The 25,072-nt window shown below is 73.8% G+C and carries 25 protein-coding genes; 3 read left to right on the top strand and 22 right to left on the bottom strand.

All coding sequences use genetic code 11. From position 1 onward, the window contains the following. Positions 1–107 precede the first annotated feature (107 nt). Together groL and groES are read right to left on the bottom strand one after the other, a co-directional pair. Positions 108–1,733 (bottom strand): chaperonin GroEL, encoded by a 1,626-nt coding sequence (gene groL / locus ACQP10_RS05255; RefSeq protein ID WP_346017539.1) that lies wholly within the window; start codon positions 1,731–1,733, stop codon positions 108–110. 98 nt (positions 1,734–1,831) lie between these two features. Beyond that, positions 1,832–2,143, bottom strand: coding sequence for a co-chaperone GroES (gene groES, locus ACQP10_RS05250; protein WP_179819630.1), 312 nt, complete (start codon positions 2,141–2,143; stop codon positions 1,832–1,834). Positions 2,144–2,447: 304 nt separating this feature from the next. On the opposite strand from groES, the gene ACQP10_RS05245 reads away from it, so the two are divergent. Both ACQP10_RS05245 and ACQP10_RS05240 read left to right on the top strand, forming a co-directional pair. Beyond that, on the top strand, positions 2,448–3,086 hold the full coding sequence (locus tag ACQP10_RS05245; RefSeq protein ID WP_346017540.1) for a Uma2 family endonuclease: 639 nt from the start codon (positions 2,448–2,450) through the stop codon (positions 3,084–3,086). Between the two features lie 54 nt (positions 3,087–3,140). Then, the gene (locus ACQP10_RS05240) at positions 3,141–4,307 is read left to right on the top strand and encodes a class I SAM-dependent methyltransferase (protein WP_399500019.1); all 1,167 of its coding nucleotides are present in this window, start codon (positions 3,141–3,143) and stop codon (positions 4,305–4,307) included. 56 nt (positions 4,308–4,363) lie between these two features. Here the strand turns inward: ACQP10_RS05240 and tsaD are convergent, their stop codons facing one another. From tsaD to tsaB, 3 genes are read right to left on the bottom strand one after another with little or no spacing between them, the layout of a single operon-like run. Continuing rightward, positions 4,364–5,395 carry a tRNA (adenosine(37)-N6)-threonylcarbamoyltransferase complex transferase subunit TsaD gene (gene tsaD, locus ACQP10_RS05235; protein ID WP_179819633.1) on the bottom strand — a complete coding sequence of 344 codons (1,032 nt, stop codon included), beginning with the start codon at positions 5,393–5,395 and terminating at the stop codon, positions 4,364–4,366. Then, complete coding sequence (gene rimI, locus ACQP10_RS05230) at positions 5,388–5,843, bottom strand: ribosomal protein S18-alanine N-acetyltransferase (RefSeq protein WP_346017542.1); 456 nt, start codon at positions 5,841–5,843, stop codon at positions 5,388–5,390. The genes tsaD and rimI overlap by 8 nt, the downstream gene beginning before the upstream one ends. Next, complete coding sequence (gene tsaB / locus ACQP10_RS05225; RefSeq protein ID WP_399500021.1) at positions 5,840–6,523, bottom strand: tRNA (adenosine(37)-N6)-threonylcarbamoyltransferase complex dimerization subunit type 1 TsaB; 684 nt, start codon at positions 6,521–6,523, stop codon at positions 5,840–5,842. The genes rimI and tsaB overlap by 4 nt, the downstream gene beginning before the upstream one ends. Before the next feature lie 442 nt (positions 6,524–6,965). Here tsaB and ACQP10_RS05220 point away from each other — a divergent pair, with 442 nt between their 5' ends. Continuing rightward, positions 6,966–9,884, top strand: coding sequence for a BTAD domain-containing putative transcriptional regulator (locus ACQP10_RS05220; protein ID WP_433541879.1), 2,919 nt, complete (start codon positions 6,966–6,968; stop codon positions 9,882–9,884). Position 9,885: 1 nt separating this feature from the next. Here ACQP10_RS05220 and ACQP10_RS05215 read toward each other — a convergent pair whose 3' ends face one another. From ACQP10_RS05215 to ACQP10_RS05135, 17 genes are all read right to left on the bottom strand, one after another. Further along, positions 9,886–10,107: a hypothetical protein gene (locus tag ACQP10_RS05215; protein WP_179819637.1), complete on the bottom strand. Its 222-nt coding sequence runs from the start codon at positions 10,105–10,107 to the stop codon at positions 9,886–9,888. 353 nt (positions 10,108–10,460) lie between these two features. Next, complete coding sequence (locus tag ACQP10_RS05210) at positions 10,461–10,823, bottom strand: hypothetical protein (RefSeq protein WP_389993018.1); 363 nt, start codon at positions 10,821–10,823, stop codon at positions 10,461–10,463. Beyond that, positions 10,820–11,851, bottom strand: a complete 1,032-nt coding sequence (locus ACQP10_RS05205) for a lantibiotic dehydratase C-terminal domain-containing protein (RefSeq protein WP_433540967.1) — start codon at positions 11,849–11,851, stop codon at positions 10,820–10,822. The genes ACQP10_RS05210 and ACQP10_RS05205 overlap by 4 nt, the downstream gene beginning before the upstream one ends. Positions 11,852–11,855: 4 nt before the next feature. Further along, positions 11,856–14,414: a hypothetical protein gene (locus ACQP10_RS05200; protein WP_433540966.1), complete on the bottom strand. Its 2,559-nt coding sequence runs from the start codon at positions 14,412–14,414 to the stop codon at positions 11,856–11,858. Beyond that, the gene (locus tag ACQP10_RS05195) at positions 14,414–15,490 is read right to left on the bottom strand and encodes a PqqD family peptide modification chaperone (protein ID WP_399500025.1); all 1,077 of its coding nucleotides are present in this window, start codon (positions 15,488–15,490) and stop codon (positions 14,414–14,416) included. The genes ACQP10_RS05200 and ACQP10_RS05195 overlap by 1 nt, the downstream gene beginning before the upstream one ends. Before the next feature lie 225 nt (positions 15,491–15,715). Next, positions 15,716–15,895 (bottom strand): thiocillin family RiPP, encoded by a 180-nt coding sequence (locus tag ACQP10_RS05190; protein ID WP_346017549.1) that lies wholly within the window; start codon positions 15,893–15,895, stop codon positions 15,716–15,718. Between the two features lie 153 nt (positions 15,896–16,048). Further along, a complete protein-coding gene (locus tag ACQP10_RS05185; protein WP_346017550.1) occupies positions 16,049–16,228 on the bottom strand; it encodes a thiocillin family RiPP in 180 nt (59 codons plus the stop codon). A gap of 18 nt (positions 16,229–16,246) precedes the next feature. Then, complete coding sequence (locus tag ACQP10_RS05180) at positions 16,247–16,420, bottom strand: thiocillin family RiPP (protein WP_346017551.1); 174 nt, start codon at positions 16,418–16,420, stop codon at positions 16,247–16,249. A gap of 263 nt (positions 16,421–16,683) precedes the next feature. Beyond that, positions 16,684–16,866, bottom strand: coding sequence for a thiocillin family RiPP (locus ACQP10_RS05175; protein ID WP_346017552.1), 183 nt, complete (start codon positions 16,864–16,866; stop codon positions 16,684–16,686). A 94-nt stretch (positions 16,867–16,960) separates the two neighbouring features. Beyond that, positions 16,961–17,701, bottom strand: a complete 741-nt coding sequence (locus ACQP10_RS05170) for a hypothetical protein (RefSeq protein WP_179819645.1) — start codon at positions 17,699–17,701, stop codon at positions 16,961–16,963. Then, a complete protein-coding gene (locus ACQP10_RS05165; protein ID WP_433540965.1) occupies positions 17,698–19,590 on the bottom strand; it encodes a TOMM precursor leader peptide-binding protein in 1,893 nt (630 codons plus the stop codon). The genes ACQP10_RS05170 and ACQP10_RS05165 overlap by 4 nt, the downstream gene beginning before the upstream one ends. Before the next feature lie 14 nt (positions 19,591–19,604). Beyond that, a complete protein-coding gene (locus tag ACQP10_RS05160) occupies positions 19,605–20,258 on the bottom strand; it encodes a TOMM precursor leader peptide-binding protein (RefSeq protein WP_346017554.1) in 654 nt (217 codons plus the stop codon). Positions 20,259–20,275: 17 nt separating this feature from the next. Further along, on the bottom strand, positions 20,276–21,697 hold the full coding sequence (locus ACQP10_RS05155) for a YcaO-like family protein (protein ID WP_346017555.1): 1,422 nt from the start codon (positions 21,695–21,697) through the stop codon (positions 20,276–20,278). Next, positions 21,694–22,482, bottom strand: a complete 789-nt coding sequence (locus tag ACQP10_RS05150; RefSeq protein ID WP_433540964.1) for an ABC transporter permease — start codon at positions 22,480–22,482, stop codon at positions 21,694–21,696. The genes ACQP10_RS05155 and ACQP10_RS05150 overlap by 4 nt, the downstream gene beginning before the upstream one ends. Beyond that, positions 22,479–23,510, bottom strand: a complete 1,032-nt coding sequence (locus ACQP10_RS05145; protein ID WP_346017557.1) for an ABC transporter ATP-binding protein — start codon at positions 23,508–23,510, stop codon at positions 22,479–22,481. The genes ACQP10_RS05150 and ACQP10_RS05145 overlap by 4 nt, the downstream gene beginning before the upstream one ends. A 182-nt stretch (positions 23,511–23,692) precedes the next feature. After that, on the bottom strand, positions 23,693–24,259 hold the full coding sequence (locus ACQP10_RS05140) for a class F sortase (protein ID WP_346017558.1): 567 nt from the start codon (positions 24,257–24,259) through the stop codon (positions 23,693–23,695). Between the two features lie 6 nt (positions 24,260–24,265). Then, a complete protein-coding gene (locus ACQP10_RS05135) occupies positions 24,266–24,916 on the bottom strand; it encodes a hypothetical protein (RefSeq protein WP_179819651.1) in 651 nt (216 codons plus the stop codon). Between the last annotated feature and the right edge of the window lie 156 nt (positions 24,917–25,072).

Raw genomic sequence — 25,072 nt, 5'->3', positions numbered from 1 at the left:
ATACCGGCTCTCCGCCGTGACGCTTTGGGGCCCCTTTCGGGCTATCCGAAAACACGTACGGCCCGCGCCCCGAACGGGACGCGGGCCGTACCGGCCGATCGCGCGGATCAGTGGCCGTGACCGTGACCGTGGCCGTGACCACCGGCGGCGGCCGGGGCCTCCTCCTCGGGCTTGTCCACCACGAGGGCCTCGGTCGTCAGCAGCATGCCGGCGATGGAGGCGGCGTTCTGGACGGCCGAACGGGTGACCTTGACCGGGTCGATGACACCCTGAGCGATCAGGTCGCCGTACTCGCCGCTCGCGGCGTTCAGGCCGTGGCCGACCGGGAGCTCGGAGACCTTGGACGTAACGACGTAGCCCTCCAGACCGGCGTTCTCGGCGATCCAGCGGGCCGGCTCGACGAGCGCCCGACGGACCACGCCCACACCGGTCGCCTCGTCGCCGCTCAGGCCCAGGTCGTCAAGGGCCTTGGAGACGTGGACGAGCGCGGAGCCGCCACCGGAGACGATGCCCTCCTCGATCGCGGCGCGCGTCGCGGAGATGGCGTCCTCCAGGCGGTGCTTCTTCTCCTTGAGCTCCACCTCGGTGGCCGCGCCGACCCGGAGCACGCAGACGCCGCCGGCGAGCTTGGCCAGGCGCTCCTGCAGCTTCTCGCGGTCCCAGTCGGAGTCCGACTGCTCGATGGCGACCTTGATCTCACGGACGCGGTCCTCGATCGCCTGCGCGTCGCCGGCGCCGTCCACGACGGTGGTGGCGTCCTTGGTGACCACGACGCGACGGGCGGTGCCGAGCACCTCCAGGCCGACGTGCTCCAGCTTGAGGCCGATCTCCTCGCTGACGACCTGGCCACCGGTGAGGATGGCGATGTCCTGGAGCATGGCCTTGCGGCGGTCACCGAAGCCCGGGGCCTTGACGGCGACGGAGGTGAAGGTGCCGCGGATCTTGTTGGTCACCAGGACCGCCAGGGCCTCGCCCTCGACGTCCTCGGCGATGACCAGCAGCGCCTTCTTGGTCTGCGCGACCTTCTCCAGCAGCGGCAGGAAGTCCGCGACGGAGGAGATCTTGCCCTGGGTGATCAGGATGTAGGGGTCCTCCAGGACCGCCTCCATGCGCTCCTGGTCGGTCACCATGTAGGGCGACAGGTAACCCTTGTCGAACTGGAGACCCTCGGTGAACTCCAGCTCCAGGCCCATGGTGTTGGACTCTTCGACGGTGATGACACCGTCCTTGCCCACCTTGTCGAACGCCTCGGCGATCAGGTCGCCGATCTTGGCGTCCTGCGCGGAGATCGTCGCCACGTGGGCGATCTCCTTCTTGTCGGCGACCGGACGGGCGGTCTCGACCAGCCTGTCGCTGACGGCCTTGGCCGCGAGGTCGATGCCCCGCTTGAGGCTCAGCGGCTGGGCGCCGGCGGCGACGTTGCGCAGACCCTCGCGGACCATCGCCTGGGCGAGGACGGTCGCGGTGGTCGTGCCGTCACCGGCGATGTCGTTGGTCTTCGTCGCGACTTCCTTGGCGAGCTGCGCGCCGAGGTTCTCGTACGGCTTCTCCAGCTCCACCTCGCGGGCGATGGTGACGCCGTCGTTGGTGATGGTCGGAGCGCCGAACTTCTTGTCGATGACGACGTTGCGGCCGCGGGGGCCGAGGGTCACCTTGACGGCGTCGGCGAGGGCGTTGACACCGCGCTCCAGCGAGCGGCGGGCGTCCTCCTCGAACGACAGGATCTTGGGCATGACAGTCCTCTCTGGGGGCACGTGGGAGCATCGAAGCCCCGGGCGCTCTCGCGACCCGGGGCTCGATGCGTCATCTCGGAAACGTCGGAAGCGATGAACTACTTCTCGACGATGGCGAGCACGTCACGGGCGGAGAGCACGAGGTACTCCTCGCCGCCGTACTTCACCTCGGTGCCGCCGTACTTGCTGTAGAGGACGACGTCGCCCTCCTTGACGTCGAGCGGGATGCGCTTGTCGCCGTCCTCGTCCCAGTTGCCCGGGCCCACCGCGAGGACCCTGCCCTCCTGGGGCTTCTCCTTGGCGGTGTCAGGAATGACCAGGCCGGAGGCGGTGGTCTGCTCGGCCTCAAGCGGCTGGACCACGATGCGGTCGCCGAGCGGCTTAACGGGAACCTTGGTGGCGGTCGTCACGTCGGACCTCCCCTTCAGATTTGAATGATCTAGAAGAGGCGACCAGCGGTCTGCCGTCGCGGGTGTCAGACCAGCCTCGTCGCGCTTGCATTGGCACTCTCACCGGGAGAGTGCCAATACGGAACAGTATGCAAGGAGGCCTTGACAGTCAACACGAACCGCCCGCCGACGCTCCGGGCGCCCTCGACAAGGGGACAGGAGCCTTCGCCGGGGGCAACATGAGAGGGAAGCGGGACGACGGACATCGACGGGAAGTAATGCGATGGTCACGAAAAGAAACGGGAATGACGCTACGGTGGACGACGTGACCAGCACTGTCTGCGAGAAGACGGGCACGCGAGGTGACGACCGCGACCCGCTCGCCAACTGGCCCCGCCCCCCGGCCGGCGGGTGGACCGCCGACGATCTCGACCGCCTGCCCGACGAGGGCCCGAACGGCGAGCCGGACTTCTTCAAGCACGTCGAACTCGTCGATGGAGCCCTCGTCTTCATGTCCCCCCAGAAGCGTTTCCACGAGTCCGTGATCTACGGGCTCCGCACCGCCCTCAACGCGCAGGCGCCCCATCACCTCAAGGCCGTGACGCAGATGGACCTCGTGCTCGGTGAGAAGCAGCGCCCGTGCCCGGACGTCGTCGTCATCGACGCCGAGGCGGCGAAGGACCGCTCCCGCACCTCCTACAAGCCCGACGAGGTGCATCTCGTCATCGAGGTGGTCTCCCCCGAATCCAGGTTCCGTGACCGCGAGGTCAAGCCGAAGCTCTACGCCGAGGCCGGCATCCCGCATTTCTGGCTGGTGGAGGACAAGGGCGGCGATCCGGTGATCCACGTCTACCAGCTGGACCCGGTCACCCGCTCCTACATGGTCACCGGCATCCACCACGACCGCCTCAAGACCGGCGAGCCGTTCGACATCGATCTCGTCCTGACCTGCCTGCCCGACTGAGCGGGTCACCGCGACGCACCGGCGGTCCCCGGCCAGGCGGTAGCGTCGGGCGGTGTGGACCTCGACGCATTCCGGGAACTGCTGACGCCGCGTGGCCAGGAGGCCCTCGCGGCGGCGGCCGAGGCCGCGGGTGACGGCCCGGTGGCCGCGGTGACGCGGCTGCGCAGGACCTACGACGCGGCCCTGACCTCCGCGGCGCTCACCCAGGCGGCGCTCAGGGAGCGCGCGCGGGAGAAGTTCGGTTCCGACGCCGCGGTCATGTACTTCACCCCGCACGGCCTGGAGCAGGCCACCCGCCGCGAGGTGGCCGACCACCGGGCCCGGCGCGTCCCGGCCGGCTCCCGGGTGGCCGACGTCTGCTGCGGGATCGGCGGCGACCTGCTGGCGCTGGCCAGGGCGGGCTGCGTCGTGGAGGCCGTGGACGCCGACCCGCTCACCGCCGCCGTCGCCCGGGCCAACGCCGACGCCCTGGGCCTCGGCGACCGAGTCACGGTCCGCGCGGCCGAGGCCGCCACGGTCGACCCGACGGCCTTCGACGTGCTGTTCGCCGATCCCGCCCGCCGTACCGCGCGGGGCAGGACGTTCGACCCGATGGCCTACTCTCCGCCGTGGCCGGAGGTCCTCGGCATGGTGGCGAAGGCCCCGGCGGCCTGCCTGAAGGTCGCCCCCGGCATCCCGTACGAGTTCATCCCGGCCGGCGCCGAGGCCGAGTGGGTCTCCTGGCGCGGCGACGTCAAGGAGGCCGCGATCTGGTGCGGCGGCCTGGCCGGGGACGCGGGGCGCAGGGCCACGATGCTGCCGTCCGGCGTGACGCTGACGCCGGATCCGGGCGCGGAGCCCGCCCCGGTGGGCGCGATAGGCCGCCACCTCTACGAGCCGGACGGCGCGGCCGTACGGGCGCACCTGGTGGCGGAGGTGGCCCGGCAGGTGGGCGGCCGGCTGCTCGACGAGCGCATCGCCTACATCACCGGCGACACCGGGGCGACCACGCCCTGGGCGGCGCGGTACGAGGTGCACGAGATGATGCCGTTCTCGCTCAAGCGGCTGCGGGCGGCGCTGCGCGAGCGCGGGGCGGGCACCGTGACGGTCAAGAAGCGCGGCTCGGCGGTCGACGTGGAGCGTCTGCGCAGGGATCTGCGGCTCTCCGGCGGCGGATCCGCGACGGTGGTCCTCACCCGCGTCGGGGAGCGGCCGTTCGCCCTCATCTGCAGCCCGGCCTGACCCGCGGCGAAAGGACCGCGCGCCCCGTGGTCTCCGGGGCGCGCGGGGCCGTACCGTCAGACGTGGACGGTGGTGATCGGAAGCGAGGAGTCGGCCGGGATCTCCAGGGACGACGGGGTGACGCCCGCCGCCACCAGGTCGGAGCCCAGGGTGGCCACCATCGCGCCGTTGTCGGTGCACAGCCCCGGCCGGGGGACGCGCAGCCGCACCCCGGCCGCGTCGCAGCGTTCCTGCGCCAGGGCGCGCAGCCGGGAGTTGGCCGCCACGCCGCCGCCGATCAGCAGGTCCTGGACGCCGTGCTCGCGGCACGCCTGGAGGGCCTTGCGGGTCAGCACGTCGACCACGGCCTCCTGGAACGACGCCGCCACGTCGGGCACGTGGACCGGCTCGCCGGACCTCTCCCTGGCCTCCACCCAGCGGGCCACGGCGGTCTTCAGGCCGGAGAACGAGAAGTCGAGGGTGCCGTCGTCGTACTTGCCCCGGGGGAAGGCGATGGCCGTGCCGGAGCCGTCGCGGGCGGCCCGGTCGATGTAGGGGCCGCCGGGGAACGGCAGGCCGAGCACCCGCGCCACCTTGTCGAACGCCTCGCCCGCGGCGTCGTCCACCGTGGAGCCGAGCGAGATGACGTCCTTGGCGACGTCGGGCACCAGCAGCAGGGAGGAGTGACCGCCCGAGACGAGCATGGCGATGCACGGCTTGGGCAGGGCGCCGTGTTCGAGCTGGTCCACGGCCACGTGGGCGGCCAGGTGGTTCACCCCGTACAGCGGGACGCCGAGGCCCAGCGCGTACGCCTTGGCGGCGGCCACGCCGACCAGCAGCGCGCCGGCCAGCCCCGGCCCGGCGGTCACCGCGATCGCGTCGATGTCGGAGAAGCGCAGGCCCGCCTGCTCCAGCGCCCGCTCGACGGTGGGGGTCATCGCCTCCAGGTGCGCCCGGGAGGCCACCTCGGGCACCACGCCGCCGAAGCGGGCGTGCTCGTCGACGCTGGAGGCGATCGTGTTGGCCAGCAGGGTGTGTCCCCGGACGATGCCGATCCCGGTCTCGTCGCAGGAGGTCTCGATGCCCAGGACCAGGGGTTCGTCACTCATGGATGAGATCCTTCCGCATCGTGATCGCGTCGGTGCCGTCCTGGTAGTAGCGGCGGCGCAGGCCGAGCCGGACGAAGCCGAACCGCTCGTACATCGCCTGCGCGGCGGGGTTGTCGGCGCGCACCTCCAGGAAGACCGACCGCACGCCGCGCCGTCCGGCCTCGGCCAGCAGCTCGGTGAGCAGGGCGCCGCCGACCCCGGTGCGCCGCCGGTCGGCCGCGACGGCGATGGTCTGCACGTCGGCCTGGTCGCCGGCGGCGAAGAGCCCGGCGTAGCCGATGATCCCGTCGCCGGCCTCGGCCACCACGTAGTGGCGGGTGCCGGGCTGTCCGGCGAGCTCGTCGCGGAGCATGCCCTCGCTCCAGGCGTCCGCGGGGAAGGTGTCCCGCTCGATCTTCAGCACCGCGGGCAGATCGTCCTCGGTCATCGTGCGCAGCGTCACGGTCATGTGCCGACCTTCTTGGGCGCGGCGGGCACCTGGGCGTCGGGGCGGCGGAGGTACACCGGGCGGGGCAGGCTCAGCACGGGGTGCGTGCCGCTCTCCACGACCTCGCGGACGTCGGGCTCGCCGAGCTGCTCGGCGGCCAGCGACGCCAGCGCCCCGGCGAAGGGGTACTCGGGCGCGTCCAGCAGCCGGGAGGCGCCGACGACCTCGGCGTACATCCGCGCGCCCGCGCCGACGAGCGGGAGGTCGGCGGGCAGGTCGTGGGGCCGGCTCACCGCGGGGCCGGACAGCCGGGTCCGCATGTCCTCGTAGTGGCCCCAGAACACCTCCTTGCGCCGGGCGTCGGTGGCGACCAGGAACGGCTCGGACAGCCTGCTGCCGTAGGCGACGGCGTCGAGCGTGCACACGCCGTACGCCGGGACGCCGAGCGACGCGGCGAGGGCCTGGGCGGTCATCAGGCCGACCCTCAGGCCGGTGTAGGGGCCGGGTCCGGCGCCCGCGACGACGACGGTGACGTCGGCGAGCGTGGCGCCGGCCTCCCGCAGGACGGTCTCGATCGTGGGCACGAGCAGTTCGCCGTGGCGGCGGGCGTCGACGGTCGTCGACTCGGCGAGGACCCGTTCACCGTCGTGCAGCGCTGCGGTGACGGCGGGGGTCGCGGTATCAAAGGCCAGGACCAGCACGAACAGTTAGCCTAGTCCGTCGCGCGGGAGCCGGGACCGCTTCCCGGCGGCCGCCCGGGCCCCGAGCCCGTGGAGAACCACGTGAGGACCGGGCCGTCCGCGCCTCGGGCCCGCGGAGATCGGGGCCGCCCCATCGGAATCCCGCTCTCCCGCCTCGGGCCCGCGGAGATCGGGGCCGTCCGGGTGCCGGGCCCCGGCCGGCGGCCGTCCCACCGGAATCCCGCTCTCCCCGCCGGTCCCGGCGGCGCGTTCGGAGCGGAAAAGGATTCTCTCCACCGTAACCAAAAGTCAGACATAAGAGTAAAAGATTCACGAATGGCGTTCTATACCCTAAATTTCAAGACATTGATGATCACGAAAGCCATGAAGGGGTTTCGGCCGGTCACGGGGAGATTTTTTGAGCGACCTCCGCAAGGTACGGGTCCTCGGATCCGTGGACGCAATGGTGGACGGAACGGCCCTGGAGATAACCGGCCGGCGTCAGCGCGTCGTTCTCGCGCTGCTCGCGCTGAACGCCGGCCGGGTCGTCCCGCTCGACCTCATGATCGACGCCGTCTGGGGCGAACGTCCCCCGGCGTCCGCGCGCAACCAGATAGCCATCTGCGTCACCCGGCTGCGCCGCGTCCTGCACGGCCCGGGTGAGCAGCTGGTGGCGGCCGTGCCACCGGGCTACCAGCTCCGCCCCGAGGCCGTCACCGTCGACCTGAACACGGCGGAGGAACTGGTCAGGGCCGGCCGCGCGGCCGCGGAGGAGAACGATCCCGCGACCGCGGCCGAACGGCTTCGGTCGGCCCTGGACCTGTGGCGCGGTGAGACCCTGTCCGGCCTCGACAGCGACATCATGAGCACCGAGGCCGCCAGGCTGGAGGAGTGGCGGCTCGGCGTCATCGAGGAATACCTGGATCTGCGGCTGGTCCACGGCCTCGGCGGTGAGGTGATCACCGAACTCACCGACCTGGTCGGCCGTCACCCCTTCCGGGAGAGGCTCCGCGCCACGCTCATGCGGGCGCTGTGCGGGGCCGGCCGCCAGGCCGAGGCCCTCGACGTCTACCGCCAGGGCCGTAAGCTCCTGGCCGACGAACTGGGGGTCGACCCGGGCCAGGAGCTCCGGCTCACCCACGACGCGATCCTCCGGGGCGAGCTGGCTGTGTCCCCCGCCCCGCGCCCGTCGATCCCCGCCGTCCCGGCGGCCCCGGTGACGGCCGCCCAGCTCCCGTCCAACGTCGCCGGATTCGTCGCCCGCGAGCGCGAACTGGCCGAGATGGACCGGGTCTTCGCCGAGAGCCGGGCCGCGGGCGTGCCCGCCTGCATCGTCGTGACCAGCATGGGCGGCGCGGGCAAGACCGGCCTGGCCGTACGGTGGGCCCACCGGGTGGCCGAGCACTTCCCCGACGGGCAGCTCTTCATCGACCTGCACGGCTACACCGCGCAGACCGAGCCGCTCACCCCGGAGGCGTCCCTCGACCGGTTCCTGCGCACCCTCGGGGTCCCCGGCGAGCGCGTGCCGGCCGGGCTGGAGGACCGCGAGGCGTTGCTGCGCAGCATGCTCGCCAACCGGCGCGTGCTGTTCGTGCTGGACAACGCGCGCACCTCCGCGCAGGTCAGGCCGCTGCTGCCGGGCAGCCCAGGCTGCGCGGTCGTCATCACCACCCGCGACCAGCTCATCGACCTCGTGGTGCGTGAGGGCGCCCACCCGATGCGGCTGCCCACGCTGACCCCCGAGGAGTCCGCCGCCCTGCTCGGCACCATCGTCGGCCCCGAGCGGATCGCCGCCGACCCCCGCTCCACCGCCAGGCTCGCCGAGCTGTGCGACGGGCTGCCGCTCGCCCTGCGCATCGCGGGCGCCCGGCTCCTGGCCCGGCCGCACTGGACCCCGGCCAGCCTGGCCGCCCGGCTCGACGACGAGCAGCGCCGGCTCGCCGAGTTCAGTCACGGCGAGGTGGGGCTGCGGGCCGGCTTCTCGCTCAGCTACCAGGGGCTGAGCGGGCCGGCCGCGGAGCTGTTCCGGCGACTGGGCCTGCTGCGAATGCCGGACTTCGCCGACTGGGTGACCGCGGCCCTGCTCGGCACCGGTCTCGGCCAGGCCCAGGTCTGCCTGGAGGAGCTGCTCGACGCCCAGCTCGTGCACACCGTGGGCCCGGACGCCTCGGGCCGGCTCCGGCACCGCATGCACGACCTGGTGCGGCTCTACGCCAGGGAGCGGGTGCTGGCCGAGGAGCCGGAGGAGTGCCGCAGCGGCGCGCTGGCCCGCGTACTCGGCCGTCTCCTCGCCCTGGCGCACGAGGCCAACCGCCGGGAGCGGGGCGGCGACTTCACGATCATCCGGGGTGCGAGCGCCTACTGGGAGCCGCCGGACGGGCTGGACGAGAACCTGCTCGCCATGCCGCTGGACTGGTTGGAGTCCGAACGGCACACGCTGGTGGTCGGCGTGACGCAGGCGGCCGAGTCGGGGTTCCCGGAGCTGTGCTGGGAGCTCGCGCTGGCCGGCGTCACGCTGTTCGAGGCCAGGGGCTACCTCGACGACTGGCGCCGGACGCACGAGCAGGCCCTCGCCGCCGTACGGCGGAGCGGCGCGCTGCTCGGCGAGGCGGCCATGTCCTACAGTCTGGGCAGCCTGGAGCTGTACTACGGAGTGAAGTCCTCCCGGCTGCTCGACACGGCCCTGGAGCTGTTCGAGAAGGTGGGCGACGCCCACGGCAAGGCCCTGGCGCAGCGCTACCTCGGGCTCTCGGAGCACTTCCGCGGTCACCACGCCGAGGCGCTCGCCCGCTACGAGGCCGCGCTGCCCGCGCTCCGGGACGCCGGCGACCGCGCGGCCGAGGCGCACGTCCTCGGCTGCATGGCGCAGATCGCGATCCTGCGCGGGGACTACGAGCTCGCGAGGACCAGGCTGCGGGATGCCCTCGCCATCTGTGAGCGGGTCGGCTACCGGCGCGGCCAGGCCCAGGCGCTGTGGCGGCTGGGCGAGCTCCACCTGCGCAGCGGTGACGTCCGGCGGGCGGCGGCGGCGTTCGAGGACGCCCTGGAGCTGGTACGGCAGCGCCGCGACGCGCTGGGCGAGGCGTACATCCTGTGCGGGCTCGGCGAGACGCAGATCCTGCAGGGGATGCTCGACCGCGGGCGCGAGACCCTCTCCCGGGCCCGCCAGGTGGCGCAGGAGGCGGGACAGGCCGCGGCCCACGCCCGCGCCTGCTTCTCCCTGGCCCAGGCGATGATCGCCGGTGGGGATCCGGAGCGGGCCGTCGCCCTGCTGCGCGAGACCGCCGCCATCGCGGCCGACGACACCGCCCCCATCTGGGAGAAGCGCGCCCTGTCGGCCCTGGCGGATCTCGGCGCGCAGCCGGGCGACCTCGTCCCCTGAGTCATCCCCACATGTCGCCGCCGCTCCAGCCCCCGCTGGGGCCGCCGTGGCCGTTGCCGCCGTTGTGGCCGGGACCGGGGCCGTTGCCGGGCTCCTGGCCCTGGTCGCAGGACACCGGGACGCACTCGCCGCCGGCCGGTCCCTGAGCGGCCTCCGCCGCCACCGGGCCGAGGATCAGGCCGCAGATCACCAGAGCCAGCATCGTCTTGGCCTCGCGCTTCATGTCGACTTCCTCATCTCCGTAGCGTCCGCTTGACACCTCCAGACACTAGGGGCCGCCTATTTCCCGCCAATTTCTTCGCGCTGTTCTCCCTGCTCACGGCCATGGGGCCGACCCCTTCCCCGCGCGGCGGACCTCGCGGAGAACGGCCGGGAACGGGACGGCGGAGGGAGGCGGGACGGCCGGGCACAGGACAGCGGGCACGGGCCGGCCGGGCACAGGACGGCCGGGCGGCCGGTGCGGCTGGAGGTCGAAGACCGGGAAACGGCGGGCGCGGAGCGGGAAACGGCGGGGGCCCGCGTCCCGGGTCGTCCGGGACGCGGGCCCCCGCCGGGGCGCCGGGCGGCGGGGCGCCCTCAGGCACGCCCCTGCCGCAGCGCGACGGCCACCAGCACGACGGCGGCGAGCGCGCCCACCACCGTCCACACCCACCAGTGGCCGGCGCCCGCGATCCGGACCGCGGCGATCATGACCGCCGCGAAGGCGACCGCGACACCGCCGATCCAGGCGGGCGACGTCCGCCGCCGCGTCCCCGCCCGCCCGCGCGCGGCCATCGCCGCCTGGACGCATCCCACGACGAGCACCGCCACCCCCGCGCCGAGGATCCACGCGGCATCCCGGACCACGGTCATGCCGACGCCCATGATCAGCGTTCCGGCGGCGGCGATGAGCAGGCCCCGGCGGATCCCCGTGGACCGCCCTGTCACGACGTTCGTCATTGCTCTCTCCTTCGAATGCTGACTGTCGCACTGCCGGTTGTTCCAGTGCCGGTTGTTCCAGTGCCGGTTGCTCCAGTGTCGGCTGACGATCCGGAAGAGGTCTCCGCCGGTGACCCGGCCGCGATGACGCCGAGGAAGGCCTCCTCCCGGGGAAGGAAGCCCAGCCTGTTCATCATCATGTGCGCCTGGTGGAAAACAAGGTGCTGCGGAGTGAGACCTATGCGCATGCGGTGGGCCCGCACCAGGGAGTCGTCGATCACCTGGCCCCAGCGGCGCAGCCAGGGATCGACCGAGCTGTCGCCGCACAGCTCCCCGGTGATCGAACGGACCCGGTGCGGGTCCCGTTCGGCGTGCAGCCGGAGCTGCGCCTGCAGCTCCGGGGCGTGCCTGGCCAGGTCCGCCGTCCACCAGGCCAGGTGCCGGTGCCAGTAGCGGTCCCAGCTCACGTTGAGCCGGCGCCGGTCCGCCGGGGGCATCACCGGCTCCGGGCCGAGATCCCCCGGCCGGCCCTCCAGCATCGCCCGGACCGCCTCGCGCAGCAGGAGCACCGCGAGCGCCGCCCGTTCGGGGATCTTGCCGAACCGGGCGGTCGCCCAGATGGCGAGGTCGCTGGAGAACTCGAAGACGCGCTCCGCCAGCTCCACGCCGGGCGCTCCGCCGTACTTGCCGTACTCCGGCTCGTACAGCGCCGAGGCCAGGCCGGTTCCGGAGTCGCCCAGCATGCGGCGCATGGGGAACGGCGCCAGCCAGCCCGGATCCGCCCCGGTGCCGGCCACCACCGCGTCGGCGTGGCGCTGGACCCTGGCCAGCGAACGGTGCATCCGGTCCACGGTCTCCCGGGGGCCGAACACCCGTACCCGCAGGTGGGGTCCGGAGGGATCGGTGTAGCGGATGAAGAACCAGCGGAACGCGCCGTGCGCCCGGGCCTCGGCGACCAGCGGCGGCAGGACCTCGCTGACCAGCACGTCGCTCGCGGCGAACCCGCCGGTGTACAGGCGGACGAACCACCACTCGGGCACGTCGAACATCGGGTCACCCCTCCCCGGACCGGGGCGGGATCGGAGGCCGGGTCCACCGGACGAACGACACGTGCTCGGCCGCGTGCGCCCGTCCGCCGGGGCCGGGCAGCCAGTGGCCGTCGCGGCCCGGCAGGGACTCGGCCAGCGACATCGCCACCACCCCGGTGACGTCCAGACCGGCCGCGGCGTGCAGCGAGTGCGGGCTACGGAAGCTGAGCGGGACCGGCTTGCGCTTGCCGTGCTCCAGTGAGATGCCGGGCGTCTCCAGCGAGACGAACACCTCCTCGGGGATGCCGTGCCGGCGCCGCCACCGGTCGGCGCGCAGGAAGTAGGCGTCCGGGGACTCCCCCTTGTCCGGGCGGGGGAAGGACTCCGGGCGGAGCCGCCAGGCGGCCCTGCGTGTCACGACCCGCCCGAAACCCTCGCGCCCGACCCGCTCGACCTCCCCCACCGGTTCGGTGACCGGCTCCGACGGGCCGCGGGTGCAGGCCATCCGCGCCCCCCGCACCCACGGGTCCCCGATGACCATCAGGTAACGCGCCGGGCCCAGCACCATGTGCGCGGGCACCACGCCGAGGTAGACCGGGGCGACCGGGTCGCCATGGGCGTCCAGGAGGTTCAGCGTGCCGGTCGCGGCGTCGTGGACCACCGACAGCTCGCTCACCGCGACGGAGTCCCCCGGGTCGGCGTGCGGGGTCTCGCTGGGCCAGGTGAGCGCGGGCATGGCGCCCGCGCAGGAGTACTGCAGCCCGTTGACGTCGGCGGAGATGACCAGCTCGCGCGGCCGGGCCCGGGGGAAGTTGCCGCCCACCCAGGCGCGCAGCCGCCCGGCCAGCCCGTCCGGGCCGTCCAGGGTGGCGCGGAACCGCGACACCAGGCCGCCGGAGCCCGCGTTGAACTGGTTGACCACCAGCAGGTGCCCGCCCGCGCCGGCCGCCTCCGGGGTGGGGGCCGCGACCTGGTAGGCGACGGCGGCGGTGGGCGGCGCCGAGCTGTGGCCGACGGGCAGCCAGGCACGGTCGGTGGGCCGGCCCCTGGTGCGCGCGTCCGCGCGGACCGCCGCGAACAGCCGCCGCGTCAGGTCCGGGATGTTGGAGACCTCCATGCAGAACCGCAGGGCGTCCGGGCAGCGGCCGCCCGCGCCGTACCGCTCGACGAAGATCTCGACGAGCATGTCGTACAGGTGGCTGCGGAAGATCATCGGACGCATCCGGCGGGCGAGCTCCCGCAGGTCGGCGGAGACGTGCTCGCCCAGGCCGGGGACGTCGGCGACCGCCTCGGCGTCGTCGTACACGGCGAACCCGGTCCGCTCGGCGGGGACGCCGAGGCGGCCGAGGGCGTCGGTGGCGCGCGTGGCCATCGACTCCAGCGTCCGCACCCGCCGCTCGCCGTCCTGCCCGGCCAGGGCAACGGCGTCGGCGTGCAGCTCGCGCAGCTCGCGGGCGGTCCGCGCGGCGTACTCGGTGCCGACGCGGCGAACGCACTCGGCCAGGGCGAGCATCGGGGCGCGGTCACCGCGGGGCCACGGCGCCACGACGCGCAGCATCCCGGCGTCCAGCAGGCGCTGCAGCGCGGCGAACGGGTCCTCGCCGCCCAGCCTGATGAGGTACTCGGCGGCGCCCGCCCGGCCGACGCCGGCCAGCGACCGGATGATCGCCTGGTAGGCGGTGACGTCCACCATCTCGTCGGTCCGCCACGCGAAGGCGTCACCGATCCGGTACGCCGAGACCAGCGCCCGGGGCTCGCCGTCGATCGTCCGGAGCGCCCCCATCGGCTCCAGCTCGAACGCGGTCACCAGGCGCTCGTCGCGGACCAGCGCCTGCAGCCAGGCGAAGACGTGGGTCTGCGACAGAGCGGTGACGCTGCGGCCCGTGCTCGGCCTGCCGTGCAGGCCGACGCCGGTGAAGGTGGAGAAGGGGCTGGTCTTACGGGCGGCGCGGGCGGCGTAGGACAGCACCGAACGCGACGCCTTGCCGCCCGGCCGCAGGTCCGTCAGGTCCACGTGCCGCAGCAGGCCGGCGCTGGCGTGGGCGATGCCGGTGGACAGCGCGGACTCGGCGAGCAGCGCGCCCAGCCGCCGCCCGGCCCGCGCGGTCTCCTCCTCGTAGACGGCGGGCAGCCGGCCGAGCAGGTCCGCGCGGGTGCGGGCCGCCGCGCTCCAGCGGCGGAACAGCGAGGCGTCGTCGCCGTCCAGCTCGGCGGCGATGCGGCCGAGGTCCTCCGCGCCGGCCCCGGGCCGCCTGTCGCCGTGCGTGGCGCGCCTGACCTTCAGCACCAGCCGCCGCAGCGCGGGGTCGTGGTCCAGGCGGGGCACGAGCCGGTAGAGGACGTCGCTGACCGGGTCGGCCAGCCCGGCGAGGATCTCCTCGGCCGCGGCGGTCTCGTCCAGCAGCCGCCCGGTCTCCACCAGGTCGAGGTCGGCCGCGGCGGCGGGCAGCCCGCTCACCCGGTCGATCCGCAGGTCACCCACCTCGCCGTCCGCCAGGGCGGGGGCCACGTGCCCGACGTCCTGCGGGACGGGGGCGGCGTGCTCGCCGTCCGGCCGGGCGGGAGGCGGGAGGATCACGGTCATCAGACGATCCCTCCGATCATGTTCCACAGGTTCCGCAGCACCAGTACGGCCAGGCCCACCGCGTACAGCAGGCACAGGGCGCCGAACAGCAGGTATCCCGCCCGCCTCCAGCGGCCCAGCGCCTGCATACCGGACGGGAGCGGCGAGCGCAGCGCCACGTGGGCCAGGTAGGCGAAGGCCCGGCCGCGGAGGTTGACCGCGCCGCTCGCGGCCGCGATGGCGTGGTAGCCGTCGGAGGGCAGCAGCGGGTTGAGGTTGACCACGGTCAGCATGGTCTGCAGGACCAGCAGCACGTAGGCGATGTCGCCCACCTGTCCCGGGACGGTCAGCGCGACGACGCCGGCGGCGCCGTACCAGACCTGGTCGTTCAGCGGACCGGCCAGGGCGATCATCACCCGGCCGCCGCGGCTCCTGACCCGGTAGGCGTCGGTCCGGTCGACGTAGGCGACCGGCATGAAGTAGAGCATCAGGCCGATCCCCGCCTCCCTGATGGGGGCGCGGAGATACTGGCAGACCAGCGCGTGCGCGGCCTCGTGGAAGATCACCTGGACGATCAGGATCGGCATGGCCGTCCACCACAGCGCGGGGTAGCCGTGGCCGGCCGGGTGGAGCAGCGCGTACAGGCCGACGGCCAGGCCGGCGAGCGCCGTCGCCAGCACCGCGGCGTTGAGCACCCGGACGGGGAGCCGCCGCAGCAGCGCGGCGAGCGGTTCCATGACGTGCCCGACACGGCCGGTGAGCTTGAGCCTGGGCATGTGCTCGCGGAGCGAGAATTTCAGGATCTTCGATCTGCGGTCCGGCTCGCGCGGCTCGACGGTCAGCACGCCCGCCTGCCGCAGGTCGTCGAGGAAGGCGCCGACGCGGACGCGGGCCGTCTCCCGGTCGTCCCGGTGAGCGGTGAGCCGGTCGAGGATCGCCCCGCCCGTGTTGCTGCCGTCGAGCAGGTCGAGCATGCGGACGCCGGCGGGGGTGAGGGCGAGGTAGCGCCCGGTGGCGGAGTTGTACAGGAGCGGCCGGTCGTCGATACCGGTGATCACCTCGACGTCCGGCCTGATCTGCAGCGGAACGGAGACCATCCAGTCGGTCTCGGGGCCGGCCGGACCGTGCGCCGCGGTACGGCCTGCCGCCGCCGGGCCGGCGGAGGTATCCTGGGGGGCGGATCGCATAATGCGCCTTTCTGGTCTCTGCGTCGAGGGTGCTGCCTTCACCCTCGACGGCTCGCGGATCGGAGCCGCATCGCGCTGAGAGCGCTGGGAGCGCCGGGACCTTCGCGGGTCCCGGCGCTCCCGCGTTCACGGGGATCAGCCCCCGCTGCTGGAGAAGGTGGAGGCGGTGCTGGCCGACGAGCCGGGGCAGCTCGCGGTGCCGCCGGTGAAGGCCGTGTTGGCGGTGGTGAAGCCCGCCGAGGTCACCTCGTCCAGTTCCTCGGTGCCCAGGTCCTCGGCCGCCAGGTCGATCCGGTCCTTGCTGACGTCGCTCATGGTTCTCTCTTCTCTTCGTGGTGGCCGGGAGCTCCCTCGCTGTGGTCGGGAGCCCCCGTGGTCAGAAGCCTTTGCCGGCCGGGAGGGCCGGGTGGGGTGCCACGGGAGCGCTGCCTTCGTTCCCGGGGCACCCGTCCCCGCGCCGTTCCCGGATCAGTTGCCGGTGCTGGAGAAGGACGACCCGGTGCTGGCCGACGACGCCGGGCAGCTGGCCGAGCCGGCCGTGAAGGCCGTGTTGGCGGTGGTGAAGCCCGCCGCGGTCACCTCGTCGAGGCTCTCGGCGGCCAGGTCCTCAGCCGCCAGGTCGATCTGGTCCTTGTCGTGGTCGTTCATCTCGTTCCTCCTTGTCGATCAGCCGAAAGACGAGCCGCTGGAGGCGCTGGAGGCCGTGGAGGCGGGGCAGGAGGCCGTCCCGGCGCAGCCGGCGCTGCTCCAGGTGCCCAGCAGGTTGGTGTCGGCGAGCTCCTCGACGGCGAGCTCCTCGGGCTCCTCCGCGAACAGGTCGATGTCGTTCTCGTCGGCCATGGTGGTCGGTCCTCTCAAGGGGTTGGGGGGTTTGAGGTCGTGCGGTCTGCCGAGGAATGCCGGGTGGTGACTCACCCCGCGTCCCCCGTGCGGGGGCGGAGGCAGGACGCTCAGGCCAGCGTGCTGGCGGTGCTCATGGACGCCAGCAGCGTGGTCTCGTCGAGCTGGTACAGGTACAGCTCGTCGTCACTGATCTCCTCGGCGAAAAGATCCATCTCCACTTCCGACTCTCCTCGGACGGTTCAGGGGGTCAGCGGGACCGGTCAGCCAAAGGTGCCGGCCGTGGTCAGCGAGCTGGCGGAGCTGGCCGGGCAGGACGCCGAGCCGGCGGTGGTCAGCGAGCTGAGGGAGGCGAGCGCGGTCTCGCCGGGGAGGTCCTCGGCCTCCACGTCGGTCAGGTCCTCCGCGTAGAGGTCCACCGGCTCGTTCTTCTTGGCGTCACCCATCTCGTTCTTCCTCTCCGTGGGTTCTTCCTCGTTCTCCGTACGGCGGGCGCCGCACGGGGCTTCTCTCCGTACGGCGGGCGCCGCACGGGGGTCTTCAGGGGGCGGCCGGGTAGCCCAGCGACACCGCGAACAGCTGCCGCTGCCGGTAGCCGTCCAGGTCGACCAGGGGCCGCATGCCCGACTGCAGGAACCCGGCGAAGACGCTGCCGGCCAGGCCGTGCGCGCAGCTCTCCACCAGGGCCGCGTACGCCAGGCCGGAGGCTCTGGCCAGCAGCGTGCGGTGGCCGTGGGCGCCGTGCCGCCGCAGCGCGGTGGACAGCGAGCCGGTGACCGCGAGGATGACGGGGCTGGCGGCGTACTCGATCTGCAGCACCATCTCCTCGGCGGCCCGCCCGTCGGCTAGCCCGGCGAGCGGCACCAGGCGGGCGCCGTCCTCGTCGGCCCGGTAGAGGGCGGGTGCCAGGCCGGCGACCCGGCGGGCCGCGACCAGCACGCCCAGGCCGTTGCCGTCCGCCCACTCCTCGGGCCAGGCCTCGCGGTCCAGCCGGAACGCCGTCGCCAGGCCGGCGGCGACCACCTCGACGGGGACCGGCCGCTCGGCGTAGTCCCGGATCGACACCCGGGTCCGCAGGACGTCCTCCAGCGGTCGTCCGGACTTCGGGGCCGCCACCGGGCGGACCTCGGTGAGCCCGGCGGGGACCGGCCGGCGGGGGCCGACCGGCGGGACCGGCTCGCCGTTCCGCCTCGGTCCGGTCCGCACGTCCTCGGCGGTCAGCCTGCTCTGCTCCCGCAACAGGGCGAAGAGCGTGGTGTGGTCGCGCAGCGAGGTCGTCATCGGGACTCCAGCGGGTTGATCGCGAGGACCGCGGTGACCGGTTCCTCGTCGAGTTCGGCGGACAGCAGCGCGGCCAGCGCCGCGTCGTCCCAGGCGGTCACCACGCGGGTGGCGACGTCGCGGTCGGCCGCGGCCAGCCGGAGCTGGGTGAGCGTGACGCCCGCGTCCAGGTGCAGCACCCGCCAGGCGAAGGTCGAGTACTTCGACGCGACCCGGGCGAGCGCCCCGGTGACGACGACCACGGCTTCGGCGTCGGGCAGCCCCGCCACCTCGGCGTACGGGTCGGCCCAGGACAGCACGGCCAGCCGGTGGGTGTCGGCGCGGTAGCCGTACACCGCGGGGTCCAGGCCGGACACGTCGCGGACGATCACATGGAGCTGGGGGGAGCCGAGGTTGCCGCCGGTGGGCGCCCAGCGCTGCACCTTGCGCGCGGCGGCGGCGCCGTCGTCGCGGAGGCCGCCGGCCCGCCGGAGCAGCGCGCCCAGCGTGGCCGCGTCCAGCCGGACCGGCCGCGGCACCCGCGCGGTGGCGGGCACGGGGCCGCGGACCGGGCCGAAGGGCTCGTCGGGCAGCTCCACGTGGCGGGCCGAGGGCCAGCGCTTGCACTCCACCTGCAGGGCCAGGTTGCCCGGCCGGTAGTGGATCTGGTGGTCGCGCGGGTTGGTCAGGCGGCGGGGCGGGAAGCTGACCGACTCCTCGTACCCGAGCGCGACCGGAACCTCGGTCCCGGGTCCGGCTCCGGTCGCGGAGCCGGAGTCGGAGCCGGAGTCGGGGTCGGAGCCGTGATCGGTCCCGGGGTCGAGGCGGGAACCGGGATCGGAATCGAGGTCGGGGCGGGAGCCGGGGTCGAGCCCGGGGCCGCCGCCGCACCGGGGGCAGTCCGGCAGCGCCGCCAGCGGGTAGGAGCGCTGGTGCCAGGTGCCGAGATCCACCCTCACCAGCCCGTGCAGGACGTGCGTGGAGCCGATCCGCGACAGCAGGGCGACGGCGTCGGCGGTGACGAGCGCGGCGGCCGTCTCCGCGGCGAGCCCCCGGTCCAGGGTGGCCGGCCCGCCGCCGTCCTCGGCCGCGTCGCGCTGCGCGGTGACGCAGGACAGGCACGCGGTGAAGGAGGTGTCGACGTACGGCCCGAGCCAGGCGACGTCACCGGCGAGGCGGACCGGCAGCACCGGCGCCCCGGCCCCGGACGGGTCCCCACCGGGCGGGGTCTCCCCGTCCGTGGGCTCTCTGTCCGCGAGCTCTCCGTCCGTGGGCTCTCTGTCCGTGAGCCCTCCGGCCGTGGGCTCTCTGTCCGTGAGCCCTCCGGCCGTGGGCTCTCCACCGGAGGTGATGACGAGATCCACCCCCGCGGGGTCGCCGGTCCAGGGCCGCACGGTCCCCACCCCCGCCGCGAGCAGCAGCCGCCGCACCGCGCCGGCCAGCACCGGGTCGGCGACGGCCAGGGCGACCTCGGAGGCCGCGAGCCGCCGTACGGCCTCGCCCCCGGAGACGTTCACCCGGCTGGAATCGATCGACCGGGTCAGGAAGGTCGCGACGGGTTCCGGGGTGTCCTCGGGGACCGCCGGCCCGGCGGCGTCCTCCAGCATCCCGCAGGTGTACAGCAGCGACACCGCCTGGTGCAGGTGCGCCGGAGACAGCCCCAGGTCCGCGGCCAGCTCGGCCGCCTCCCTGCGGCCGTCCAGCTCGGGCAGCAGCCGGGGGATGAGGTCCCGGGCGGCGGTACCGCGCAGCGCCTGCCGGGTCGGGGTGCCCTCGACGAGCAGGCCGTCGGGCAGCGGGAGGGTCACCAGGCCGGGAACCAGGCGGGGGCGCCGGGGCATCCGGAACTGGGGGTCGGTGGCCACCGCGTGGCTCATCGCCTCCGCGGGGACCAGGCTCGGCTTGGCCATGTTTCGTCCCATCACTAGTGTCCGGCGGCCGGGGCGAGCAGCTCCGGCAGCTCGTCGGCGAGGTCGCGCCAGGTCGATTCGCGCTGGTCGGGGGTGGAACGGCAGCGGCGGCAGCCGTGCACGCCGACGACCGTGGAACGGCCCAGCGTCCCGTCGAGCAGGTGGACGTGGCGCACGTGCCCGGCCTCGGCGGCGCCGCCGTCGGCGAGCAGCGAGTCCGTCAGCCGGACCGTCAGCAGCGCCGCCAGCTCGGTGTGGTGCGGCAGGTGACCTCCGGGCCCCAGGGCGGGGTCGGCGTCATAGGCGCCGGTCAGCACGGCGCCGAGGTGGTGGGTCGGGTCGTGCTGGCGGCGGCGCGTCGCGAAGCAGCGGGCGCAGGCGCCGTGCCCGGGGGCGGCGACCGGTCCGACCCGCAGGCGGGGGTGCTCCAGCACGACGGGGAACCAGGGCGTCCGGTAGGCGAAGGACGCGCCGTCCAGGGTCTCCTCCAGCCGCGGCGCGGGCCGGAAGGAGGCCAGCACCCGCACCCTGGCGGCCGGCCAGAGCGAGGGATCCAGGTGGCCGTGCTCGTCGGCCGGGGTGACGGCGACGCCGTCCCGGAGCTCGCGCACCCGGCCGGCCACCGCCGCGCCGAAGCCGCCCAGCGTGATCATGTGGAGCTCGTGCATCGCGGTGTCCTTCCTCGTCAGGCGAACGGCTGGGGCAGCGGGTTGAGGTCGGCCTCGGCGTGCACCGGGTAACCCATCCGGGCCGGAGCCTCGTACAGGCGGGGGTGCGCGGTGTAGCGGGCCGTGTGGACGAAGGAGAGCGGCATGAGCTGCGGGATGATCACCCGGACCACCCGGAAGCCGACGTCCCTGGCCTCGTCCGTGGTGATCTCGACGGCGATCACGTCGCAGCCGGCCGCGCCGAGCCGCTCGACCAGCAGGCGCAGGTCGCCCGCGGCGGTCCCGGTGGACAGGTCCGGCATGGCCGACAGCGGCCGGCGTTCCCGGCCGTCCAGCAGGAAGGCGAAGTCGCCGACCCGCTCGGGCGCGCCCATGTAGGAGGCGCCGTGGAAGACGTGCAGGAACTCGTCGGGATCGGCCGGCCGGGGCCGGGGCACCTGCATGGCGATCCGCGACGACGCCGACTCCCGCATGATCTTCCCGATCGAGACGGCCGGGTCCAGGTCGGTGTTGCACATCACGAGCTGGCCCAGGACCTCGTTGTCCGGCGTCAGGTCGATGGAGTAGACCGTCGGGACGCCGAGGTCGGTGGTCGCGTCGTAGAAGTGCGTCCGCACGTGCCCGGCCCGGTGCCGCTCCACGTACGGCGCCAGCCGCCCGGGGATCTCGTCCAGCTCGATGCGCGGCCAGGGGATGCGCTGCAGCCAGGTCAGGGCGATCGCGTCCCGCTCCACCACCTCGCAGATCGCCCCCACCAGCGCCGAGGCGAGGTCGGAGTGGGCCGCGCAGCCGGTCGAGATGGGCATCGTGAGCCGCTCGGCGGCGGACTTGGCCCGGATGTGCATCCACACCATCACCGCCGGCACCCACACCGGCCGGTTCCCGGTCAGCGACCAGCCCCTGGTCCAGCGCATCGGCCCGGCCGGGTCGGGGGCGGTGACGATGCTCTTGGGGTGGGCCAGCTCCCGGGGGGAGCAGCGTGGCACCGTACCCAGGTCGAGCGCCTCGTCGCCGAGCTCCTCCGCGGTGGCCCAGCGCAGGGCCGCCTCGTCGAAGACGCAGCTGGAGTAGCGCTCCAGCGACTCGGCGACGCAGAGCCGGCCGGCGCGCTCGGTGCCGAGGCCGCCGCCCGCGCCGTCCATGCCGCCGCGGATGTCGGAGCCCGCGGCGGACTCGGCGATGTTCGGCGAGACCGCGGTCAGGTCGCCCATGGAGGCGGTGAAGATCGCGAACCGGGGTTCGCCGGGGTGGTTGGGGAGCCGCCGCACGCGGCTGGCGAGGCCGTACGGGCCCATCAGGCGGTCCAGCTCGGCCAGCGCGCCCAGGGGCTCGGCGGCGGGGGTCGCCTCGGGGCCGGCGACGCTCGTCACCTCGGGTGCGGTGGCGCCTGTCGTCTCGGGTGCGGTGGTGCCTGCCGTCTCGGTTCCGGTGGCGCTCATCGCTTCTCACCGTCCGTCCAGCTGAACAGGGAGACGGCCCCGGCGGCGGCGACGAGCGCCACCCCGGCCATCACCAGCCAGCTCGTGACCACCGGTCCCCCGGCCACCCCGGTCAGGTCCTGGCGCAGCGCGTCGGCGAAGTAGGTGGTCGGCAGGTGCCCGGCCACGGTGCGCACCGCCTCCGGCAGGATCTCCATGGGCAGGAAGACCCCTGAGAGCATCAGCAGCACCGGCATGGCCAGCGCCAGCACGCCGTTGGCCAGCTCCGCGTTGCGCATCCGCGCCGCCACCAGGTAGCCGGCCGCGAAGAGCATGACCAGGCCCAGCGCGCAGGTGACCAGGAGCCTGCCGATCGCCGACGGCTGCAGGAAACCCGTGGCCAGGGCGGCGGCCGACATTACGGCGAGCTGGGCGAGCGCGATGGCCAGCCGGACGGGCGCCTGGGCCAGGATGAAGGTCGTCCGGCGCAGCGGCGTGGTGCCGAGCATGCGCAGCGTGCCCTGCTGTCGCATCGTGATCAGCGGGGTGGCGGTGCCGAAGAAGGCCAGCGACATGAACGCCATCATCAGCACCACGGGGATGCCCGACCGGACGGGGTCGAAGCCGCCGCCCTCCGAGGGGTTGAGCGTGCCCATGAACAGGAACATCGCCATGAACAGCAGGGGGAAGACCAGGACGAAGAAGAAGCTCTTCGGGTCCCTGACCAGCTCGCGGGCGCTGGCCCGGGTCAGCTCCGCGAAGGCGCCGGGCCGGCCTCCGGCCGCGGGCGGGGTGACGGCCGTCATCGCCCGCCCCCGTTCCGCCCGGCGGGGACGCTCTCGCGATGCCCGGCGGGAGTGCTCTCGTGGTGCCCGGCGGGGACGCTCTCGTGGTGCCCGGCCGCCAGCCGCAGGAAGACGTCCTCCAGGTGGCCGGTGCGGACCTCGATGTGCCGGGCGTCGAGCCCGGCGACGACGCGGACGACCTCGTCGGTGTCGGAGGTGGTGACCGTCACCCGTCCGCCCTCCGCCGAGACGCCGGTGACGCACTCCAGCGCCGAGACGGCGGCCAGGTCGGCGCCGGTCTCGAAGGACACCTCGTGGGCCGCGCCCAGCCGGTGGACCAGCTCGCGGGGGGTGCCCAGGGCGACCATCCGGCCGCCGACGACGATGCCGACGCGGTCGCAGAGCTCGGTGGCCTCCGTCATGTCGTGCGTGGTGAGCAGGACCGTGGTGCCCTCGGCGCGCTCGGCCCTGATCAGCTCCCACAGCTGCTGGCGGGCCTGCGGGTCGAGCCCGGCCGCGGGCTCGTCGAGGACGAGCACCTCGGGGTTGGCGATCACCGCGACACCGAGCAGGAGCCGGCGGCGCTGGCCTCCGGAGAGGGCCTTGACGCGCGTCCCGGCCTGCTCCTCCAGCCCGATGCGCCGGAGCGTGCCGGCCACGGTGCGGGGCGCGGCGTGCAGGGACGCCCACAGCCGCAGGGTCTCCGTCACGGTCAGCGTGGCGAAGAGCGCCCCCTCCTGGGGCTGAACGCTCACCCGCCGGACGAACTCCGCCCGGTCGCGCAGCGGGTCGAGGCCGAGCACCCTGATCCGGCCCTCGGTCGGCTCCCTGAGGCCGACCAGGCACTCCACCGTGGTCGTCTTGCCCGCGCCGTTGGGGCCGAGCAGGCCGAAGACCTCCCCGGCGGGCACGGTCAGGTTCAGGCCACCGACGGCGAGGTGGGCACCGTAGGCCTTCACCAGGCCGTCGATCGCTATCGCGGTTTCCTGGTCTGGACTCGCGGGTGACTCCGTGCGCTCGGCACGTGTCCCGCTGTCGAGCATTGTCATGCCGTTCTCTCCCACTGCCGGGACCGTTTGCTTGATCTCTGGCTGTGAGAGTAGGAGCGGCGGATTTCACGACGATTTTCTCGCCGTTTTCACCGGCTGCCCCGTCGTTTCCGCCGGTGCCGGCCGACGCGCCCGCGTCTCCCGTACGGCGGACGGCCGGGCGCCCCCGGCCGCTCCCGGGGTCAGGTCCTGGGGTCGGCCGGTTCGACGAGGGTGGCGTAGACGATGACGTTGTCGCGGTACTCGTGGCTGTCCCAGTCGAAGTCCCCGCCGCAGGTGATCAGCCGCAGGCCGTCCTGGAGGTAGACCTTGTCGGCCGGGAAGCGGTCCTTGCTCACCCGTTCGACGGAGTCCACCCGGTACTGGGCGACCTCGCCGTCGCTGCGCCTGACCTTGACGACCTGCCCCTCGCGGATGTCCTTGAGCCGGTAGAAGACCGCGGGGTCGGTCTTGGTGTCCACGTGCCCGAGGATCACCGCGGGGCCCTCGTCGCCGGGCACCGCGGTGTCCTTGACCCAGCCCGCCGCGTTCGGCTTGTCGTACGGCGGGAGCTCGACCTCGCCGTTCTTGACCCCGAGCTTCATCAGGGGCGCCTTGATGCCCAGCGAGGGGATCTCCACGCGTTCGGGCACCACCGTGTCGCGGATGTCCGGGACGTCCACGTCGGCGCCCCGGTGGAAGAGCACCATGACGAAGCCGGTGACGATCCCGGCGGTGATGACGCGTGACCAGCGGGTGGGGGCGGCCATCGGCGGTTACGGGCGGCGACGCCGGGCGATCACGACCCCCGTGCCGCCCAGCAGGGCGGCGGCCAGCAGCACCCCGGGCACCCCGAGCGGCGTGCCGTCGTCCTCCGGGCCACCGGCCGCGGTGCCGCCGCCGCCGGTGGAGGGGGCGCGGGTGCTGATGACGGTCCGGGTCGGCCGGGGCTTCGGCTTGCGGGTCGGCTCGTCGGACGCCTCCTCGCTGGGTTCCGCGGTGGGCTTGGCGCTGGGCTTGGCGTCGCCCACCACCCGGAGGCTCGCCTTGCCGGTGTCGTTGGTGCCCTCGCACCGGGCGTTGACCTCGTAGACGCCGGCCGCGGTGCCGGGGGCCACGGTGGCCTGGCCCCGGACCCACGGCCGCGCGGTCGGCGCGGCGCTCGACGAGGGGGCGGGACTGGGCGTGACCAGGATCGGGTCGAGGGTCACCGCGGTGCGGAAGATCCGGGACGACCCGGTGCCGCGGTGCTCGGGTCCGCCCTGGGGGATCGGGCAGTTGGCCAGGATCCACACCTTCTGCCCGGCCTTCACCCGGGCAGGCTGGAGCTGGACCTCGATGTCACCCCTGCTGACGGACGTCTGCGACGCCGCGGGCGAGGTGGTCGCCCCCGACCCCGAGTCCGCCTCGGCCGTGCATCCGGTCACCCCGAGAAGAGTGAGGCCGCCCAGAGTGGCCCCCAGAACCGCGGCATGCTTGACGCTTGGCACCGTCGCACTCCACTTCCCACTCCGGCCGACGACCCTCGCCCGGCACCACTGCACCTGTTCCCCTTAAAACAAGGGCAAACCCGCTTGGGACAA

Origin of the sequence: Streptosporangium sandarakinum, assembly GCF_050942225.1 — a bacterium.
Lineage (GTDB): Bacteria > Actinomycetota > Actinomycetes > Streptosporangiales > Streptosporangiaceae > Streptosporangium > Streptosporangium nondiastaticum.
This window is presented reverse-complemented; position numbering and strand designations above follow the sequence as displayed.